17 protein-coding genes are annotated in these 17,487 nt (G+C 66.2%); 4 read left to right on the top strand and 13 right to left on the bottom strand.

All coding sequences use genetic code 11. The annotated features are described in order from the left end of the window. Positions 1–37 precede the first annotated feature (37 nt). On the top strand, positions 38–319 hold the full coding sequence (locus ACFRAU_RS18295; RefSeq protein WP_378000959.1) for a hypothetical protein: 282 nt from the start codon (positions 38–40) through the stop codon (positions 317–319). A gap of 31 nt (positions 320–350) precedes the next feature. Here the strand turns inward: ACFRAU_RS18295 and ACFRAU_RS18290 are convergent, their stop codons facing one another. The 7 genes from ACFRAU_RS18290 to ACFRAU_RS18260 form a co-directional block, all read right to left on the bottom strand. Further along, positions 351–812, bottom strand: coding sequence for a DUF1579 family protein (locus tag ACFRAU_RS18290; protein WP_378000958.1), 462 nt, complete (start codon positions 810–812; stop codon positions 351–353). 30 nt (positions 813–842) lie between these two features. Next, positions 843–2,186: a M16 family metallopeptidase gene (locus ACFRAU_RS18285; RefSeq protein ID WP_377996250.1), complete on the bottom strand. Its 1,344-nt coding sequence runs from the start codon at positions 2,184–2,186 to the stop codon at positions 843–845. A gap of 195 nt (positions 2,187–2,381) precedes the next feature. Then, positions 2,382–4,658 (bottom strand): polyribonucleotide nucleotidyltransferase, encoded by a 2,277-nt coding sequence (locus ACFRAU_RS18280; protein ID WP_377996266.1) that lies wholly within the window; start codon positions 4,656–4,658, stop codon positions 2,382–2,384. Positions 4,659–4,898: 240 nt separating this feature from the next. Continuing rightward, a complete protein-coding gene (gene rpsO / locus ACFRAU_RS18275; RefSeq protein WP_102970860.1) occupies positions 4,899–5,168 on the bottom strand; it encodes a 30S ribosomal protein S15 in 270 nt (89 codons plus the stop codon). 199 nt (positions 5,169–5,367) lie between these two features. Continuing rightward, a complete protein-coding gene (gene kynU / locus ACFRAU_RS18270; protein ID WP_378000957.1) occupies positions 5,368–6,606 on the bottom strand; it encodes a kynureninase in 1,239 nt (412 codons plus the stop codon). Then, a complete protein-coding gene (gene kynA, locus ACFRAU_RS18265) occupies positions 6,603–7,457 on the bottom strand; it encodes a tryptophan 2,3-dioxygenase (RefSeq protein ID WP_378000956.1) in 855 nt (284 codons plus the stop codon). Before kynA ends, kynU begins: the two co-directional genes overlap by 4 nt. Positions 7,458–7,526: 69 nt before the next feature. Further along, positions 7,527–8,510, bottom strand: coding sequence for a bifunctional riboflavin kinase/FAD synthetase (locus tag ACFRAU_RS18260; RefSeq protein ID WP_377996253.1), 984 nt, complete (start codon positions 8,508–8,510; stop codon positions 7,527–7,529). Positions 8,511–8,823: 313 nt separating this feature from the next. Here ACFRAU_RS18260 and ACFRAU_RS18255 point away from each other — a divergent pair, with 313 nt between their 5' ends. Continuing rightward, a complete protein-coding gene (locus ACFRAU_RS18255) occupies positions 8,824–9,606 on the top strand; it encodes a DUF937 domain-containing protein (RefSeq protein ID WP_378000955.1) in 783 nt (260 codons plus the stop codon). Between the two features lie 88 nt (positions 9,607–9,694). Here ACFRAU_RS18255 and ACFRAU_RS18250 read toward each other — a convergent pair whose 3' ends face one another. Genes ACFRAU_RS18250 through truB form a run of 3 tightly spaced genes read right to left on the bottom strand, consistent with a single transcriptional unit; the run spans position 9,695 to position 11,521 of the window. Next, entirely contained in the window at positions 9,695–10,132 is a 438-nt protein-coding gene (locus tag ACFRAU_RS18250) for a hypothetical protein (RefSeq protein WP_377996256.1), read from the bottom strand. A gap of 19 nt (positions 10,133–10,151) precedes the next feature. After that, complete coding sequence (locus ACFRAU_RS18245) at positions 10,152–10,505, bottom strand: hypothetical protein (RefSeq protein ID WP_378000954.1); 354 nt, start codon at positions 10,503–10,505, stop codon at positions 10,152–10,154. A gap of 2 nt (positions 10,506–10,507) precedes the next feature. Beyond that, positions 10,508–11,521, bottom strand: a complete 1,014-nt coding sequence (gene truB / locus ACFRAU_RS18240; protein WP_378000969.1) for a tRNA pseudouridine(55) synthase TruB — start codon at positions 11,519–11,521, stop codon at positions 10,508–10,510. Between the two features lie 91 nt (positions 11,522–11,612). On the opposite strand from truB, the gene ACFRAU_RS18235 reads away from it, so the two are divergent. Then, positions 11,613–12,764, top strand: coding sequence for a pyridoxal phosphate-dependent aminotransferase (locus ACFRAU_RS18235; protein WP_378000953.1), 1,152 nt, complete (start codon positions 11,613–11,615; stop codon positions 12,762–12,764). Positions 12,765–12,782: 18 nt separating this feature from the next. Here ACFRAU_RS18235 and ACFRAU_RS18230 read toward each other — a convergent pair whose 3' ends face one another. Both ACFRAU_RS18230 and ACFRAU_RS18225 read right to left on the bottom strand, forming a co-directional pair. Continuing rightward, a complete protein-coding gene (locus tag ACFRAU_RS18230) occupies positions 12,783–13,268 on the bottom strand; it encodes a nucleoside deaminase (protein WP_377996260.1) in 486 nt (161 codons plus the stop codon). Positions 13,269–13,401: 133 nt separating this feature from the next. Beyond that, positions 13,402–15,036 carry a DUF222 domain-containing protein gene (locus ACFRAU_RS18225; RefSeq protein ID WP_378000952.1) on the bottom strand — a complete coding sequence of 545 codons (1,635 nt, stop codon included), beginning with the start codon at positions 15,034–15,036 and terminating at the stop codon, positions 13,402–13,404. A 577-nt stretch (positions 15,037–15,613) separates the two neighbouring features. Here ACFRAU_RS18225 and ACFRAU_RS18220 point away from each other — a divergent pair. Next, complete coding sequence (locus ACFRAU_RS18220; protein ID WP_378000951.1) at positions 15,614–16,735, top strand: ScyD/ScyE family protein; 1,122 nt, start codon at positions 15,614–15,616, stop codon at positions 16,733–16,735. Between the two features lie 113 nt (positions 16,736–16,848). On the opposite strand, the gene rbfA is transcribed toward ACFRAU_RS18220, so the two are convergent. Next, positions 16,849–17,358, bottom strand: coding sequence for a 30S ribosome-binding factor RbfA (rbfA, locus tag ACFRAU_RS18215; protein ID WP_377994206.1), 510 nt, complete (start codon positions 17,356–17,358; stop codon positions 16,849–16,851). Positions 17,359–17,487: the final 129 nt, after the last annotated feature.

Below are 17,487 nucleotides of genomic sequence, written 5' to 3'. Positions count from 1 at the left end.
CGGGAATGGACCTGAGGCAGGCCAAAGGAGACCGGAAATGTTCACCCTGCAGATTGAGCACGCCATCAAGGACTTCGACACGTGGAAGGCGGCCTTTGACCGCGACCCCGTGGACCGGGCCGGCTCCGGCGTCATAGCCCACCGGATCGGCCGCCCCGTGGAGGACGACCGGTACATCGTGGTGGACCTCGACTTCGAGCGCCAGGACCAGGCCGAGTCGTTCCTGGCCAAGCTGCGCGAGAATGTGTGGAACTCCCCTGATGTGGCGCCCGCCCTGTCCGGTTCCCCGCAGACCCGGGTCATCGAACTGGTGGGCTGAGCCCCGCGCCCTTACTTTGGGCGGACTTACGTCAGGCGCGGTGGCAGATGGAGGTCATGAACGGCTGAAAGCCCTGGGCCTCCCCCAGCCGCAGTTCGGCCGTGTGGATCAGCACGTCCTGGTCCACCCGGAAGGTGTGCCGGGCGGTGCCGCGGTCGCTGCGCCGCTCCACCGTGAGGGTCGAGTCGTGCCAGACACCACGGGCCGGAGCCGCCGGGGGCCTGCCCATGCTGTCGACGTAGTACCAAAGCGTTTCGTCGTGGTCCGGATCCACCGTGAAGACCCCGTGCCCCTCAAAATGCGTGCCGTCGGCTTCGGTATGGCGGTAGGACTGGACGACGGCGAACCCGCCGGCCGCGCGGGTGAACGTCACCTCCGCGGTGGCCGTACGTGCCGGACCCCACGGCGAGGCGGCCAGTTCGGTGGTTCCCAGCCAGCGCCCCACAAAGATCTCCAGCGCTTCATGCGCTGTTCCCGGTTGCGGCTGGTCCATCGTTCCTCCTACGCCGGAACTATCGTGAATTCAGAGCCCGAAGGTTTCCGACTCGTCGAAGGGGCCCACCACTGTGACTGTCCGGGGGGCCGCGGCAAGCTCGCTGGCCAGCTCCTGGACCTGTTCCGCCGTCACGGCTTTGATGAGCCGCAGGGTCTCGTCGATGTCCTGGTATTCGCCCGAGACCAGTTCGGCGCGGCCCAGCCGGGACATGCGGGAGCCGGTGTCCTCCAGGGCCAGGACGATTCCGCCGCAGAGCTGTCCCACCGCCTTGCGGAGCTCGTCCTCGGAGATGCCGCCGGCCGCGAGGTCGTCGAGTTCGGCGCCAAGGAGTTCCAGGACTTGGCGGACCTTGGTGGGCGTGCAGCCGGCGTACATGCCGAAGTAGCCTGCGTCGGCGTAGGAGGACGCGAAGGAATACGTGGAGTACACGAGCCCGCGCTTCTCGCGGATCTCCTGGAACAGCCGTGACGACATTCCGCCGCCGAGCACGGCGTTCAGCACGCTCATGACGTAACGGCGTTCATCGGTGGCAACGATGGTGGGGCAGCCCATGATGATGTTGGCCTGTTCCACCGGCCGGGTGACCACGTGCAGCCCGGCGGTGCCGGTGATCTCCGCGCGCTCGGTGGAGCGACGCTCCACGGGAGCCGCCCCGGACTCAAGCGACCACCCGGCTGAGTGGAGGGCATCCACCACAAGCCGGCAGACGACGTCGTGCTCCAAACCGCCGGCGGCGGTGATCACCAGCTCATCCGGGCGGTAGTAGCGGCGGTAGTGGTCCCAGACGGAGTCACGCGCCACGGCGCGGATCGCGTCCGGCGTGCCGCCAATGGGGCGTCCGAGCGGATGGGTGCCAAGCACGGCGGCCACGAAATGCTCGTGGGCGACGTCCGTGGGGTCGTCGCTGTCCATGGCGATCTCTTCGAGGATGACGTCCCGCTCCTGCTCCATCTCTGCGGGATCCAGCACGGCGCCGGTGATCATGTCGGCGATGACGTCGATGGCCATCGGCAGGTCCGTGTCCAGTACCCGGGCGAAGTAGCAAGTGCTTTCCTTCGCGGTGGCGGCATTGGATTCGCCGCCCACCTCGTCAAAGGCTGACGCGATCTCCAGGGCCGTGCGCCTCTTGGTGCCCTTGAACAGCAGATGCTCAAGGAAGTGCGTGGAGCCGTGCTGACCTGGGGCTTCGTCACGGGACCCGACGCCCACCCAGAATCCGATGGTGGCTGAACGCTGCCCCGGCATGGCCTCAGTCAGGACGCGCACCCCGCCGGGGAGGACCGAGCGGCGGACTTCCGAACCGCCGTCGGCTCCATGGATCAGGGTGTCGCCGGGGTGGTTCTGCGCCAGCGGCAGGGGTACGACAGTCATCAAGGCCTTTCGGGAAGCGGAGCCAAATCTGCCTGCAATCGTACCAGCGGGCCCCGCCGTCGGCGTGGCTCTGACATGGGCTGTTTGCCGCCGCAAGCGGGGTTGGGGTGCGGGTTAAACGGGACGGGGCCGGTGGTACAACCAACGGCCCCGCCCTGATGGGTTCCGGCAGCACGCAGCTGCCGGAGCCCGGAACTACTCGGAAGCGTCCGAGCCTTCTGCCGGAGCCGAAGCGTGGACGCGGTCGGCTTCGCCGGCGCCTTCCTCTTCAGCCACTACCGGAGACAGGGACAGCTTTCCGCGGTCGTCGATCTTGGTGATCTCGACCTGGATCTTCTGGCCGACGGAGACGACGTCGTCGACGTTGTCCACGCGCTTGCCGCCGGCGATCTTACGCAGCTCGGAGATGTGCAGCAGGCCGTCCTTGCCCGGGGTCAGGGAAACGAAGGCGCCGAAGGTGGTGGTCTTGACGACCGTACCCAGGTAGCGCTCGCCGATTTCCGGAACCTGCGGGTTGGCGATGGCGTTGATCGCGGAGCGTGCGGCGTCGGCGGACGGGCCGTTGGTGGCGCCGATGTAGACGGTGCCGTCGTCCTCGATGGAGATGTCCGCGCCGGTGTCCTCCTGGATCTGGTTGATCATCTTGCCCTTGGGGCCGATGACCTCGCCGATCTTGTCCACGGGGATCTTGACGGCGATGACGCGCGGAGCGAACTCGGAGAGCTCATCCGGGGTGTCGATCGCGGCGTTGATGACCTCGAGGATGTGCAGGCGGGCCTCGCGGGCCTGCTTCAGTGCTGCTGCCAGCACGGATGCCGGGATGCCGTCGAGCTTGGTGTCCAGCTGGATGGCCGTGACGAACTCGGAGGTACCGGCAACCTTGAAGTCCATGTCGCCGAAGGCATCTTCGGCGCCGAGGATATCGGTCAGGGCGGCGTAGCGGGTCTGGCCGTCCACCTGGTCGGAGACCAGGCCCATGGCGATACCGGCGACGGCGGCCTTCAGCGGAACACCGGCGTTGAGCATGGACAGCGTCGAGGCGCAGACCGAGCCCATGGAGGTGGAGCCGTTGGAGCCGAGGGCTTCGGACACCTGGCGGATGGCGTACGGGAATTCCTCGCGGGACGGCAGCACCGGGACGAGCGCGCGCTCGGCCAGGGCACCGTGGCCGATTTCACGGCGCTTCGGGGAACCGACGCGGCCGGTCTCACCCGTGGAGTATGGCGGGAAGTTGTAGTTGTGCATGTAGCGCTTGCGCGTTACCGGCGACAGCGAGTCGATCTGCTGTTCCATCTTGAGCATGTTCAGCGTGGTGACGCCCATGATCTGGGTTTCGCCACGTTCGAAGATGGCAGAGCCGTGAACGCGGGGCAGGACCTCGACCTCGGCGGTGAGCTGGCGGATGTCCGTCAGGCCGCGGCCGTCGATGCGGACCTGGTCCTTGAGGATGCGCTGGCGCACAACGTGCTTGGTCACCGAGCGGAACGCTGCGGAAACTTCCTTCTCGCGGCCTTCGAACTGGCCGGACAGGGAGGCAACAACCTCGTCCTTCAGCTCGTCGGCTGCGTTGTCGCGCTCCTGCTTGTCAGCGATCTGGAAGACAGACGTGAGCTTCTCGGCTGCGGCAGCCTCGACGGCGGCGTACACGTCGTCCTGGTAGTCCAGGAAGACGGGGAACTCGACGGTGGGCTTGGCGGCGCGGGCGGCCAGGTCCTGCTGGGCTTCGCAGAGTGCCTTGATGAACGGCTTGGCAGCCTCGAGGCCCTCGGAAACAACCTCTTCGGTGGGGGCGGTGGCGCCCTGTTCCTTGATGAGGCTCCAGGAGTTGTCAGTGGCTTCGGCCTCGACCATCATGATGGCGATGTCGTCTCCGTCGGCTCCCGACACAGTCCTACCGGCAACGACCATGTTGAACACGGAGTTCTCAAGCTGGGAGTGCTTCGGGAAGGCAACCCACTGCGAACCCTGCTCGTCGGCGACGAGGGCAACGCGGACGCCGCCGATCGGGCCGGAGAACGGCAGGCCGGACAGCTGGGTGGACATCGAGGAGGCGTTGATGGCCACGACGTCGTAGAGCTCGTCCGGGTTGATCGCCAGAACGGTGACGACGATCTGGACCTCGTTGCGCAGGCCCTTGACGAACGCGGGGCGCAGCGGGCGGTCCATCAGGCGGCAGGCCAGGATGGCTTCGGTGGACGGGCGGCCTTCGCGGCGGAAGAACGAGCCCGGGATGCGGCCGGCGGCGTACATGCGCTCTTCGACGTCCACCGTCAGGGGGAAGAAGTCAAAGCCTTCACGCGGGTGCTTGCCTGCGGTGGTGGCGGAGAGCAGCGCGGTGTCCTCGTCGATGTACACCATGGCTGCGCCGGCTGCCTGCTTGGCAAGACGGCCGGTTTCGAAGCGGATTACACGCTTGCCAAAGCGGCCATTGTCAATGACTGCTTCTGAGAACTGGATTTCGGGACCCTCCAAGAGAGTCACCTCCGTTTCCTATGTAACGGAAGTCCAGCCGCATCAACCCAGCCCAGCATCTGTCTACTGGCCCTGCACCCGGTCATCGATCGAGACCCTCGGGCCGGCTTCAATCAGCGAAGCTTCCCGGGAATCACTACCGAGGACCGCGAATGCGTGATGCGGTTGATCCTCCTGTTTAGTTTTTATGTACTGACGAGGCGGCCCGTTCCGGGAGGAAAGGGCCGCCTCCAAACCAGACTAGCGGCGCAGGCCGAGGCGCTCGATGAGCGAACGGTAGCGGGCGATGTCGGTGTTCTTCAGGTAAGTCAGCATGCGCTTGCGGCGACCAACCATGGCCAGCAGACCGCGCTGGGTGTGGAAGTCGTGCTTGTGCTCCTTCATGTGCTCAGTCAGATCCTTGATCCGCTGAGTCAGGACCGCAATCTGGACCTCCGGCGAACCGGTGTCGCCCTCGGACGTTGCGAAATCCTTGATGATGGACTGCTTTACGGCGGCGTCAAGTGCCACAATAACTCCTAGAGATGTGCCGTGAGGCCCGAGTCAGTAATTCACTGCCGGGGGTGCCGGCGCGGACTTCCGAGGAACGTTCCGCACAAGACAGGACCCAGCAACCACGGACTGCAGCCGGATCCACCGCTTAGTTTACCGGCCGCGTTGCAATCTTGTCGAAACGGCAACGGGGCCGGTCAAACCGCACGAAACCCGCTCAGGCCTCCGGAAGCAGGTCCCGGATGGCTGCCATGCCGCGGTGGAGTTCGGCAAAGCCGGTGCTCAGCGGCGACAGTCCGATCCTGATGCCCTGCGGTGCGCGGAAGTCCGGGATCACATCTCTCTGCCAGAGTGCCGCGGTCACCTCACGGAAAGCGGGATGGTCAACGGTGATGTGGCCACCGCGGCGGTCCGGATCCCGGGGCGTGGCAAGCCTCACCCCGGCCGGCGCCAGCCAGGCGTCGTGCAGTTCCAGCGCATAGCCGGTGAGCTGCCGCGACTTTTCGCGGATGGCGGCCATTCCGGCCTCGTCAATCAGGTCCAGCGTGCCGCGCATGGCGATCATTCCAAAGATGGCCGGCGTTCCGCTCAGGAAACCGCGGATGCCGGCGGCCGGTTCGTAGCCCGGGCCCATCTCGAACGCGTCCTTGCGGCCCATCCATCCCCAGATGGGCTGCGCCAGTCCGGGCAGGTGCCGGTCATTGACGTAGGCGAAGGCGGGCGAGCCTGGCCCGCCGTTCAGGTACTTGTATGTGCAGCCCGCGGCAAAGTCCACATTCCAGGCATCCAGCTGCAACTCCACGGCCCCGGCGGAATGGCACAGGTCCCAGACCACCAGCCCGCCGGCGTCGTGCACTGCCTCCGTAATGGCCGGCAGGTCCGCAAGATACCCTGAGCGGTAAGCCACATGGCTAAGGAGGACGACGGCGGTGGCCGGCCCCACGGCGTCCCTCACCTGGTCGAGGTGGACACCCGAGGCGGGATCCGCCTCGATCCAGCGCAGGGTCAGGCCCGCCTCCCTGGCGATGCCTTCGACGAGATAACGGTCGGTGGGAAAGTTGTCTGTGTCCGCCACGATCTCTGTGCGCGCCGGATCCCCGACGGCGGCCAGCGCAGCCCGGATCAGCTTGTACAGCACCACGGTGGTGGAGTCGGCGATGATGGCCTGTCCCGTGGCGGCGCCCAGCACCGCCCGCCCCAGCTGGTCGCCGATGGCCTGGGGCATGTCCAGCCATTCCTCGTCCCAGCCCCTGATCAGCCGCTCGCCCCAGCCCTCCTGGATGAACGTGGCAATGTCCCCGGCGGTCCGCTTGAGCGGACGTCCCAGGGAGTTGCCGTCCAGGTAGGACAGCTCGGTGTCCGCGCCGACGAACAGGTCCCGGTACCGGGCCAGCGGGTCTTCGGCGTCGAGGCGTGCGGCCTTTTCCAGCAGGGCGTCGCCTGCCTGCGTGGTCACTGTCCGATCTCCGTGCGCACGGCGAACAGCTCAGGGAAGAAAGTCAGCTCGAGCGCCTTTTGCAGGAAGGCTGCTCCGGAGGAGCCACCGGTGCCAGCTTTCATACCAATGGTGCGCTGCACGGTGCGCAGGTGCCGGAACCGCCACAGCTGGAAGTTGTCCTCCAGGTCAACCAGTTCCTCGCATGCCTCATATGCTCCCCAGTTCTGCGCGGCGTTCTCGTAGATGTGCTTGAAGAGAGGCACCAGCGCGGGCTCAAACTCATGCGCCCGGGTCACATCCCGGTTCAGCACCTCCCGCGGAACATCGAAGCCCTGGCGGTGCAGGTAAGCGAGGAATTCGTCGTAGATGCTCGGCGCGTGCAGGACCTCGGTCAGCAGCGCGTGGGCTTCGGGGTCGGACTCGAAGACGGGAAGCATCTTCCTGTTCTTGTTGCCCAGGACGAACTCCACGGCACGGTACTGGCTGGACTGGAACCCGGACGAATTGCCCAGGAACCCGCGGAATTCCGCGTATTCGGTGGGAGTCAGCGTGGCCAGCACGGACCACTGTTCGGTGAGGGTCTTCTGGATGTGCTTGACCCGCGCGATGCCCTTCAGGGCCGAGCCGAGATCATCGGAACGCAGCCACTGCGCGGCACTGCGGAGCTCGTGGAGCACGAGCTTCAGCCACAGCTCCGTGGTCTGGTGCTGGATGATGAACAGCAGTTCGTCATGGTGTTCCGGGATGCTGACGGGCTGCTGGGCGCTGAGCAGCGTGGGCAGCTGAAGGTAGGACGCATAACTCATGCGGGAACTGAAATCTCGCACAATCCCCTTGTCCAGTTTCCGGGTGTTCTTCTCTACGGTCACAGCGTCGCCTTCCTTGCCAATACTGTGTGGTGCGGACCTGTGTGGTGCAGGAACGCGAGGTGCCGCCGGTCAGCGCCTGAGCAGGATGTCGTGCGTCTGCAGGACGTCCTGGCGCATCTGCTCCACGAGGGCTTCAGGCCCACGGTATGCCACCATGCCGCGGAGCCTGGCCACGAATTCCACGACTACTGTCTGGCCGTACAGATCGAAGTCCTCGATGCGCTCTTCAGGCCTGTCGATGACGTGTGCCTCAACCTGGCGGCTCACGCCGTCGAACGTGGGGTTTGAGCCAACCGAGATGGCGGCCGGCCAGCGGGTCCCGGCCTCGTCCACGAGCCAGCCCGCGTAGATGCCGTCCGCGGGAATCAGGCCGCTCGCGTCGCTGGAGAGGTTGGCCGTGGGGAAACCGAGGTCGCGTCCACGCGCGGCTCCGTGAACCACCTCGCCCCGCATCCGGTGTGCGCGGCCCAGGACCGCGGCGGCGGTGCCGACGTCTCCTTCCCGGAGCGCTTCACGCACCCAGGTGGAGGAACAGCGGCGGTCCGTTCCGCCGTCGTCATGCAGCGGGAAGCCTTCGGAGCCGAACTCGCTAATCACCAGCACCTCAAAGCCGAACTTCTCCCCCAGTTCCTGCATGGTGTTCAGGTCGCCCGAGTTTCCCTTGCCGAACCGGGTGTCGTGGCCGATCACCACGTGGCTCGCGTGGAGGCTGTCCACCAGGACCGAGCCTACGAACTCTTCCGGGGTGAGGCCGGCGAGCTCCAGGGAGTACTTCATGACCAGAATGGCGTCCAGTCCGAGCTCGCCGAGCGCCTGGAGTTTGTCCTCCAGGCCCATGATCAGTTCGGGCGCGCTTTCCGGCCGGTGGACCAGGGCCGGATGGGGGTCGAACGTCACGGCAACCGACTTGGCGTTGTTCAGCCGCGCGGTCCTGATGAGCTGGGACAGCACCTGCTGGTGGCCGCGGTGGACGCCGTCGAAATTGCCGATAGTGACAACGGAAGGTCCAAAGTCTTCGGGGACCTCGGTCGGATCATTCCAGATGTGGACCATCAACCTCGCCTTTTACTGCCTGACAGAACGTGTTTCCGGCGCGCCGGGGCCGGAACTCTCTAAGGTTACCCGCAATCATTGCCTGTCACGGACGCCCGGATGAGTGGCCAGATGAGCGGCGGCGCGGAGGCCCCGACGCGTCGCGGAGTGCGCGGCGGGGCGGGCGGTCAGGAAGGGCCTACCTTCTGCAGGCACGTGCGGCTAGGATGCAAAGCCAGCGCCCGGGCATCCTTGCCCCGAGCTGTCTGAGTGTCATCCGCGTTACAACCGCACGGATCGCCCGCGAGATGAGCGGGCCGGAAGGAGCCACGCCATGAGTGATATCCAGGAGCTGCTGGGACAGATCCCTGTCCAGCAGATTGCTTCCCTGTTGGGGACTGATACGGCGTCCGCGCAGGCCGCTGTGGAAGCCGCCGTGCCGACGCTGCTTGCCGGAATGCAGAGCAATGCCCAGGCGCCGGACGGTGCCGCGGCGCTGGAATCCGAGCTGGCCAGGCACCGTAACGGACTGGCCGACGGCGGAGTGGATCCGTCGCAGGTTGACACCCAGGACGGCGAAAAGATCGTTGGCCATGTCTTTGGCGGCCAGCAGGACCAGGTGGCAAACCGGCTGGCGGGGACAGCGAACCTCGGCGGTGTCGGCGGGGACCTCGTCCGGAAACTTCTGCCGATCCTCGCACCGATCGTCATGTCCTATCTGGCCAAAAAGGTCCTCGGCGGCCGGCAGGATTCCGGCGCGCAGAGTCCCGGAACACAGTCATCCCCGGCCGGCGGAGGCGGGATTGATCTGGGAAGCATCCTCGGGGGAATCCTGGGCGGCGGCCTTGGTTCCGGCGGACAGGGCGGCGGTGGGCTTGGTTCAGGAGGGCTTGGCGATATCCTGGGCGGCATTCTTGGCGGCGGCCCGCAACCGCAGCAGGCTCCGCTGACCGAGGAGGACCAGGAACCGCCCGCGCAATCCGGCCCGGCACCGGATCCGATTGACGCGGGACAGGCGAACGGCTCAGCGCCAACGAACGACCCAGCGCCACCGGCGCACCGGTCGGTGACGCCTGGCGAGCTGATCGAAGTGGACCTGCCCGACGAGAACCGCTAGATCGGGGACACCCGGGCGACCGGATTATTAAACCGGCCGCATTCAAGACCGGCCGGATGCCCATTCCGGCAGCCCGGAACGGTGGTTCCTAGACCGCCCGGGCCGACGGCCGACGTCGGTAGAGCCAGATGAGACCCAGGATCGGCAGGATCAGCGGAACGAAAGCGTAACCGCGGCCAAACGCGGACCACACGGTCTCGTGCGGGAACTGCACGGAATCGAACAGGCTCAGCGCCCCCACGATAATGACGCCCACCAGTTCCACCAGCACTGCGACCAGGGAAACCTTGAACCACGTGCGGCCAGCCTTGGCCAGCGACACCGTGGCCACGACATAGACGACGGCGGCGAAGGCGGAAAGCAGGTAGGCCAGCGGGGCGTCGGAGAACTTGGTGAGGATCTGGTATCCGGCCCGTGCGGTGGCCGATATGGCAAAGATGGCGTAGACGGCGATGAGGAGCCGGCCGGGGCCGGTGTTCCTCGTGTCGGCGGGGCGCTTGCCGGTGTGTTCGGACGTATCAGTCAACTTGCGTGCTTCTTCCACTTCAGTACCAGATCTGATTCATGCGGGCGGCCATGACGAGGGCAGTGACTCCGACGGCGGCCAGGACGAAGTTGCTCCAGCGGGTCCGTTCCAGGATGGACCAGTACACGGCCGCGACCGGCAGCAGGAGGACGGTGGCGAGGTAGCCCCAGAACTCCCATGCCTCACCGGCGATCTGCTCCCCCGCGATCACCCGTACTATGGAGCCCACGAGGTAGACCAGCAGGGCCAGTTCGACGGCGGCCACCGAAAGGATGGTGATGTCGTTCGGGGCCTTCTTCATAAGGCCGGCCGCCACACAGATGAGCGTGGAGAGCAGGCCGACGGCCAGGATGATGTAAAAATACGCGTCCAACGCTAGGCCTGCCCGCCGCCGTCGGCCGGTGAACCGCTTCGAACGCCGGCGTCTGTCCCGGAACTGCTGGAGCCGCCGGAACTGTTGGAGCTGCCGGGTCCCGTTCCCGGGGCGAAGACCAGCACGGGTTTGGCGAAGCTTCCGCTGTCCGCGAGCAGCGCCACCAACGATCCGTCAGGTGCGAACGCGGCTGCGGGCTTGTCCGCGGTGGGGGCGCCCGGTGTGCCCGCCGCGGTGCCGGCGGCAATGCGCCGGCCAAACGAAATCTCAGTGGTTTCATCGGCGCTCAGTTCCCGGTTGGGCATGAGCGCCCTGGCCGCCTGCGACATTTCCAGGACTTCGAGATCTTCGGCGAGCTGTTCGAGGGTGCGCGCCTGGTCCAGCGAGTAGGGTCCCACGTTGGTCCGCCGCAGTGCGGTGAGGTGTCCGCCGACGCCGAGGGAGTTGCCAAGGTCGCGGGCGAGGGCACGGATGTAGGTGCCCGATGAACATTCCACTGTGACGTCGACGTCCACAACATCAGTGTCGTGTCCGGCGGCCTGGTCCCGGCGGATTCCATGAATGTCGAAGCGGTGAATGGTGACCGGCCGGGCAGCCAGCTTGACTTCCTCCCCCGAACGGACGCGGGCATAAGAGCGCTCACCGTTGACCTTGATGGCGCTGACGCTGCTGGGGACCTGCTGGATCTCCCCGGTCAGGGACTCCACGCCGGAGCGGATGGCGTCCTCGGTCAGGGATGCGGCGCTCGCCCGGCTGACAACTTCGCCCTCGGCGTCATCGGTGATGGTGGACTCCCCCAGCCGGATGGTCGCCGTGTAGGTCTTGGACGTGCCCACGATGTACGTGAGGAGCCGCGTGGCCTTGTTGATGCCGAGTACCAGCACACCGGTGGCCATGGGATCCAGCGTTCCCGCGTGGCCCACTTTCCGGGTACCGGCGATTCTCCGCATCCGTCCAACCACATCGTGGCTGGTCCATCCCTGCGGTTTGTCCACTATTACCAGTCCAGAAAGCACGCCTATCAGTATATCGGGGACGCGGAGGAGGTATTGGGGACGCGCTCCGCTCATCGGCCACGCGGCGACACCCGGCGCTAGGATGGCACTCATGCCCGAGCTTTCCGCGCACATACGCGACGTTCCCGTCAACCAGATCCGCGAGATCACCGAGGCGGCGTGGCGCACACCTGGGGCGCTGATCCTGAGCATCGGAGAGCCCGGGTTCCCGCTGCCCCGCCATGTCCTGGAAGCCGGAATCGCATGCCTGGACCGTGACGAGACCAACTACACGCCGAATGCCGGCATCCCGCCGCTCCGGGAGGCTTTCGCCGCCAGGTTCCGGGAGCAGTCCGGCGTAGACATCGGCGCGGACCGCGTATACGTGGTCGACGGCGCCCAGCAGGGTCTGCACTTCGCCATGAGCCTGCTTCTCGCTCCCGGCGACGAAATACTGATCCCCAATCCGGGCTATCCCACGTTTGCCATGACCAGCCGGCTGTTGCACGCCGTCCCCGTGGAGTATCCTCTGTACCCCGCGCACGATTTCCAGCCCCGGATCGCGGACATCGAGGCGCTCATCACGGACCGTACACGTGTGCTAATGCTGAACTCGCCGTCGAACCCTTTGGGTGCAGTCCTCCGGGAGGACCTGACCCGTGAACTGGTGGAACTGGCCCGCCGCCACGACCTGTGGATCATCTCGGACGAATGCTACGAGGCCTTCACGTACGACGTCCCGCACGTGAGTCCTGCCCGGTTCGACAGCACCGCCCCAGACGAGGCGCGCGTGTTCACCTCGCTGACGCTGTCCAAAACCTATGGGCTCACCGGATTGCGTATTGGGGCGCTGATCTGCCCGCCCGGGCTGGAGCAGCGGATGAACAACGTCATGGAAGCGATCGTCTCCTGCGTGGCGTCGCCGTCCCAGTACGCGGCGCTCGCCGCATTGACCGGACCTCAGGACTATGTGTCGCAGGCCCACGCGCATTACCGCGGCAACCGCGACGCGGCATCGGCTGTGCTGGCACAGAAGGGCATTCCGTTCCTGAGCGCGCAGGGGGCGTTCTACCTGTGGGCGGACGTCTCGCACGTGAGCGGCGGAAACGTCCGGGCCTGGGTCAAGCAGTTCCTCGCCGAGGCCGGTGTCGCCTTTGCTCCCGGAACCGCCTTTGGCTCCATCGGCGAGGGCTGGATCCGGATCGCGTTGTGCGGCGACCAGAGCGAATTGGTCGAGGGCGTGGGCAGGCTCCCAGGGCGGTAGCCTGCCCGGTAAGAGAATTCAGTAGTCGGTGCGTTCGGCGTTGTTGCGCCAGGCATCGAACGGGTCGGCCGACGTCGGAACCGGGGTGTGGCTGACCGGCAGCAGTTCCGGCCGGGAGCCGCCGAAGTATTCGTAGAAGAGTGCGTCGTCAAATCCAGCGGACGCTGCGCCGTGCCGGTCGGCGGCGAAGTACACCCGGTCGATCCGCGCCCAGAGCGCTGCCGCGAGGCACAGCGGGCAGGGCTCGCAGCTGGCGTACAGGACGGCGCCACTGAGGTCGAAGTTCCGGGTCTCCGCAGCTGCGGTCCGGATGGCCACCACCTCGGCGTGGGCGGTGGGGTCGTTGTCCCGGGTGACGCGGTTGACCCCTTCGTGGACGGTGCCGTCGGCCGTCACCACGAGCGCGCCGAAGGGCCCGCCGCCAGCGGCGACGTTCCGTTGGGCCAAGGCCACGGCTTCAGTCAGGTATTCGGTCACGTCTGCAGCTGAGGGGTGGGCGCGCATGGTCTGATCATAGCCAGCCTGATGGTGCTGCGGGACTGGGCGGCGCCATCTCCCGGGAGTCGACATGCGGTAGCCGATGCCAGTTCGACGGCGAGGACGGCACGGTCCCGCGGAATCTCCTCGTCGGCCGCACTCATTCCCGTTGGGGTCGTGAGCGGAAGTATTGGTTGCGGCGTGGTTTTCGGTGGGGGTCGAGTTCGGGTGGGGGTTTGAACCAGGGAACTTCGTTGGTGACGTCGATGTGCCAGTTTTCCTTGTGGATGAGGTGGTGGTGGTGGCTGCAGAGGAGGACGCCGTTTTCGGTGCTGGTGGGTCCGCCGCGGGACCAGTAGGTGATGTGGTGGGCTTCGCACCAGGGTGCGGGGATGGTGCAGCCGGGGAATGCGCAGCCTTGGTCGCGGGCGGTGATGGCTTTGCGGATGTGGGGTGGGAAGACGCGTGCGGCGCGGCCGATGTCCAGGATGCGTCCTTGGGTGCCGAGGACGATGGGGATGATGTCGGCGTCGCAGGCGATTTTGCGGATCGTGGCCGGGTTCACCGGCCCGCTGAACGCGAACAGGGCGGTGCCGTCGCCGGTGTAGCCGGGCTGCCCCTGGAGGTCCTGCCATCGCTCGACTTTGGCCAGGAGGTCGCGGTAATCGATGGTGGCCAGGATTTGGGGCCGGTGCCCGCCGTTGGCGGGCAGGGTATCTGTGGTGAGGGCTGTTTGGCAGGCGCCGACGAGCCCGTCGAGCCGCTTTTGCGCATCGGACCGGTGGTCCAGGGTGATCTCCGGGATGCCCGGGGTGTCCCACCCGGCTGGATCGCTCTGTTTACCCGCCGCTGTGCCGGCGGGGCTGGACCCGGCACCACCGGTCCCGTCACTGTCGTTCCCGCCGTCGGTTTCGTGTCCTGGTGTGGGGGTGCGGGGGTTGGTGGCGGTGTTCATGACGGTGGTGAGGGTTTCCAACTGTTCGGTGGTGGCGAAGATTTCCAGGTGCTGCAGGCCGTGTTTGGGCCGGCGGATGAAGGCGCCCTGGATCTGGCGGAGGGCCGCTTCGGAGGGTTCGGTGCCGTCCTGGTCGATCGCCTCGGCCCAGTGCCGGGCGACCCGGGTCAGGAAGTCGGCGTCGTTCTCGACGGCGGTGACGGTCAGGTCGTGTTCCATCTCCGCGGCCCGGGCGGGGGTGGTGAAATGCCGTGCCCGGTCCAGGGCGAGGGTGATGGTGGTCCCGGCGCGTGAGCTGACCTGCCCGGTGCTGATGGCGGCGGCGAGCTCTTCGTAGCGGGGCGGGAGCTGCTGTCCGCCGAAACCGGCCCGGGGCAGGACCGAATCGGCAAGGGCGAGGCGGCGGCGGGCCTCGCCGGCGCTGATCCGCAGCCTGCCGCGGAGGAATTCGACGGTGTTCCGGGAACCGTCAGCGCCCGGATCCGCGCCTGAATCCTGGCCCAAAGCAGCGGTGGGGACGAGGGGTGCCGCGGCGGCGGTGAGGGCCTCGGTGCGGGACCGGTCCACCGCCCCGGCGGCGAGCACCTGCAGATGCTCCACTTTCCGGGAGAGCTCCTCGACCCGGTCCGCGAAATCAGCGGACTGACGGAAACCCCACAGCCCGGTGTCCTCGGCGCTGATGGGGTCCGAGGCCAGCAACGCAAGGGACTGGTCGACCGCGTCGGCCGCGGCTGGAAGGCTCTGCAGGGCGTTCGCCCCCATGGACACCAACCCGCCGCCGCCGGACCATCCGGCCCGGTGTGCGGCACCCTCTGCGGTGAATCCCCCAACGGTTTCCATAAAACCATTGTGCTGAGGGGGTCTGACATTTTTTGCCTCGGAGTCTGTAGCAGCTCCGCCGCGCAGCAACCGGCCGACTGAAGTGCCGGCGGCGGGAGCGACCCCGCTGTCCCAGCCACCGCCGTCGTTCCCTCCGACGGAAGCCAACCCACCGGCACCGGGCCGTCCGGCCCGGTCTGCGGTGAATCCCCCAACGGCTTCCATAAAACCATTGTCATGAGGGGGTCTGACATTAACAGCCCCGACGGCGGGAGCGACCCCGCTGTCCCAGCCACCGCCGTCGTTCCCCGCAACAACAGCCAACCCACCAGGACCACGTCGTCCGGCCCGGTCTGCAGCACCCCCTGCGGTGAATCCCCCAACGGCTTCCATAGATCCAGTTTGAAGAGGCGGTCTGACAGTTTTCTGCCCCGCGGGCCCGGCTCCCCAAAACCTTTTTCACCGGTCCGAGCAAGCTCCGGCCCATCGACATGCCGCCAAGGCCGGGCTTAAAATGCGCGCGTCGGGGGACCCGTTTTTTCGGACCACATATCGGTCTCAATGTTTCTGGATTTGCAACAAAGACATTGGAGACGGCATGGAAAAGCAACGAGCACTTTTGGCGGCTGTCGCGGCTGCCTCACTCCTTTTGTCGGCGTCCCCGGCTGGCCACGCGACCCCGGCAGGCAAGGCCGCAGCAACCCGGTCGGCACACACTGTGCTTGCCAAGGGCCTGCTGAGCCCGCTCCACCTCAGCGACGGACCGGGCGGTTCGGTTCTGGTCAGCGAGGAATTCAAGGGGCAGCTGACGAAAATCGCCCGGGACGGCAGCAAATCGGTGGTCTACCGGAACGCGGCTTGGGACGTGGCCGGCAGCGACCGCCGCGGCCGCACCATTTACCTTGCAGAGAGCCAAGGCGCCGGCCCCATGGACCCGAAGCCGTTGGCCGGTCACATCAGGAGCATTGACGCCGACGGCAAACACCGCACCTTCGGCGACCTCGCCGCCCTTGAGATGAAGCACAACGCCGACGCCGGCACCAGCTACGGCTTCAAGGACCTTCCTGCCGCCTGCATTGCGAAACTGCCCAAGGATGTTCCGGTCTCCTACAAGGGCCAGATCGATTCGCATCCCTACGGGATCGATGTCTATGGCAGCACCATCTACGTCGCCGACGCCGGAGCCAACGCCATCGTCTCGGTCGACGTGGAGTCAGGCGAGGCCGAAACCGTTGCCGTGCTTCCCGCCCGGCCACACACGTTCACCGCCAAGGAAGCCGCGGCCCTCAAGCTTCCGGGCTGCGTCGCCGGCCACACCTACCGTTTCGAGCCGGTGCCCACCGACGTCAAGCGCGGACCCGACGGCTGGCTGTACGTCTCGGTGCTGCCTGGCGGCCCGGAGGACCCTGCGCTGGGTGCCCGCGGGGCGGTGTACAAGGTCAACCCACACAACGGCCACGTTAAGCTGTTCGCCGACAACGTGATGTCACCGACCGGCCTGGACATGGACGACGACGGGCACGTGTACGTTGCGTCGCTGTTCGGCGAGGGCGTCCTGAGGCTGTCCGCCCACTCAGGGAGGCAGACGGTGGTGCTTCCGGGCGTGCTCACGGCCGACGTCGACATCAGGGGTGAATCCGTCTACGCAACCGTCAACTCGCTGCCCGCACCGAATGCGGCACCGGACGGCCGCGTCGTGAAAGCCCCGCTGGACGACTAACGAAAAGTAAGGACCGAGAGGCAAAAAAGTAAGGGTGCGGCCGGATCGAAGAGATCCGGCCGCACTCTTACAGTGCCTGACGGCATGAAATTCAGAGTCCAGAACCCGTAACGCTAGCGGTTCCGGTCCTCGTCGATTGCCTCGTCGTCCGCCAGGTCGAGGTCCTCTTCGTCGAAGTCGTCTTCGTCGATGTCCACGTCCGCCTGGGCGTCGCTCTTGTACGGGTCGGCGTCGCCGGCGTGCTTGGCGTTCTTAGCCAACTCGGCCACCTCGGCATCACGCTGCTTAGCGGTGCGGAGCAGCTCTTCGAGGTTGGACGCATTCACGGGGATCTGGTCCGCGACAAATTCAAGCGTGGGAGTCAGCCGGGCAGTGATGTTCCGGCCCACTTCCTGCCGAAGCACACCCTTGGCCTTTTCCAGCCCCTTGGCAGCATCAGCCTGCACGGCCGGGTCGCCAAACACGGTGTAGTAGACGGTGGCATGCTGCAGGTCATTGGTCACTCGGGCATCAGTGACAGTGATCCCCTCAAGCCGGGGATCCTTCACCCTCCGGCCCAAAGCCTCAGCAACAACAACCTTAATCCGCTGCGCCATCTTGGCAGCGCGTGCCGGATCAGCCATTTTTACTCCTAAGTATGGATGTACGACGGCGCGACGGCGGCTTACGTACACAAGTTCAATAATTGCCACGCACCCAAGGCGAGTCTACGACGGACGCCGTTGGAAAATTTACGGCGGCTCTTTGGAGCC

The sequence above is a fragment of the Arthrobacter sp. NPDC056691 genome, assembly GCF_042791415.1.
GTDB lineage: Bacteria > Actinomycetota > Actinomycetes > Actinomycetales > Micrococcaceae > Arthrobacter.
Note: the sequence above shows the minus strand (reverse complement) of the source record. Positions and strands in the feature narration are given on the sequence as shown.

Excerpts from the sequence above, each read along its gene's own strand:
- ACFRAU_RS18255 (WP_378000955.1), top strand. The coding sequence starts at position 8,824 with ATGAGTGATATCCAGGAGCTGCTGGGACAGATCCCTGTCCAGCAGATT.
- ACFRAU_RS18295 (WP_378000959.1), top strand. The coding sequence starts at position 38 with ATGTTCACCCTGCAGATTGAGCACGCCATCAAGGACTTCGACACGTGG.
- ACFRAU_RS18225 (WP_378000952.1), bottom strand. The coding sequence starts at position 15,036 with ATGGAAACCGTTGGGGGATTCACCGCAGAGGGTGCCGCACACCGGGCC.
- ACFRAU_RS18285 (WP_377996250.1), bottom strand. The coding sequence starts at position 2,186 with ATGACTGTCGTACCCCTGCCGCTGGCGCAGAACCACCCCGGCGACACC.
- rbfA (WP_377994206.1), bottom strand. The coding sequence starts at position 17,358 with ATGGCTGATCCGGCACGCGCTGCCAAGATGGCGCAGCGGATTAAGGTT.
- ACFRAU_RS18260 (WP_377996253.1), bottom strand. The coding sequence starts at position 8,510 with ATGGTCCACATCTGGAATGATCCGACCGAGGTCCCCGAAGACTTTGGA.
- ACFRAU_RS18230 (WP_377996260.1), bottom strand. The coding sequence starts at position 13,268 with ATGCGCGCCCACCCCTCAGCTGCAGACGTGACCGAATACCTGACTGAA.
- ACFRAU_RS18220 (WP_378000951.1), top strand. The coding sequence starts at position 15,614 with ATGGAAAAGCAACGAGCACTTTTGGCGGCTGTCGCGGCTGCCTCACTC.
- ACFRAU_RS18290 (WP_378000958.1), bottom strand. The coding sequence starts at position 812 with ATGGACCAGCCGCAACCGGGAACAGCGCATGAAGCGCTGGAGATCTTT.
- ACFRAU_RS18235 (WP_378000953.1), top strand. The coding sequence starts at position 11,613 with ATGCCCGAGCTTTCCGCGCACATACGCGACGTTCCCGTCAACCAGATC.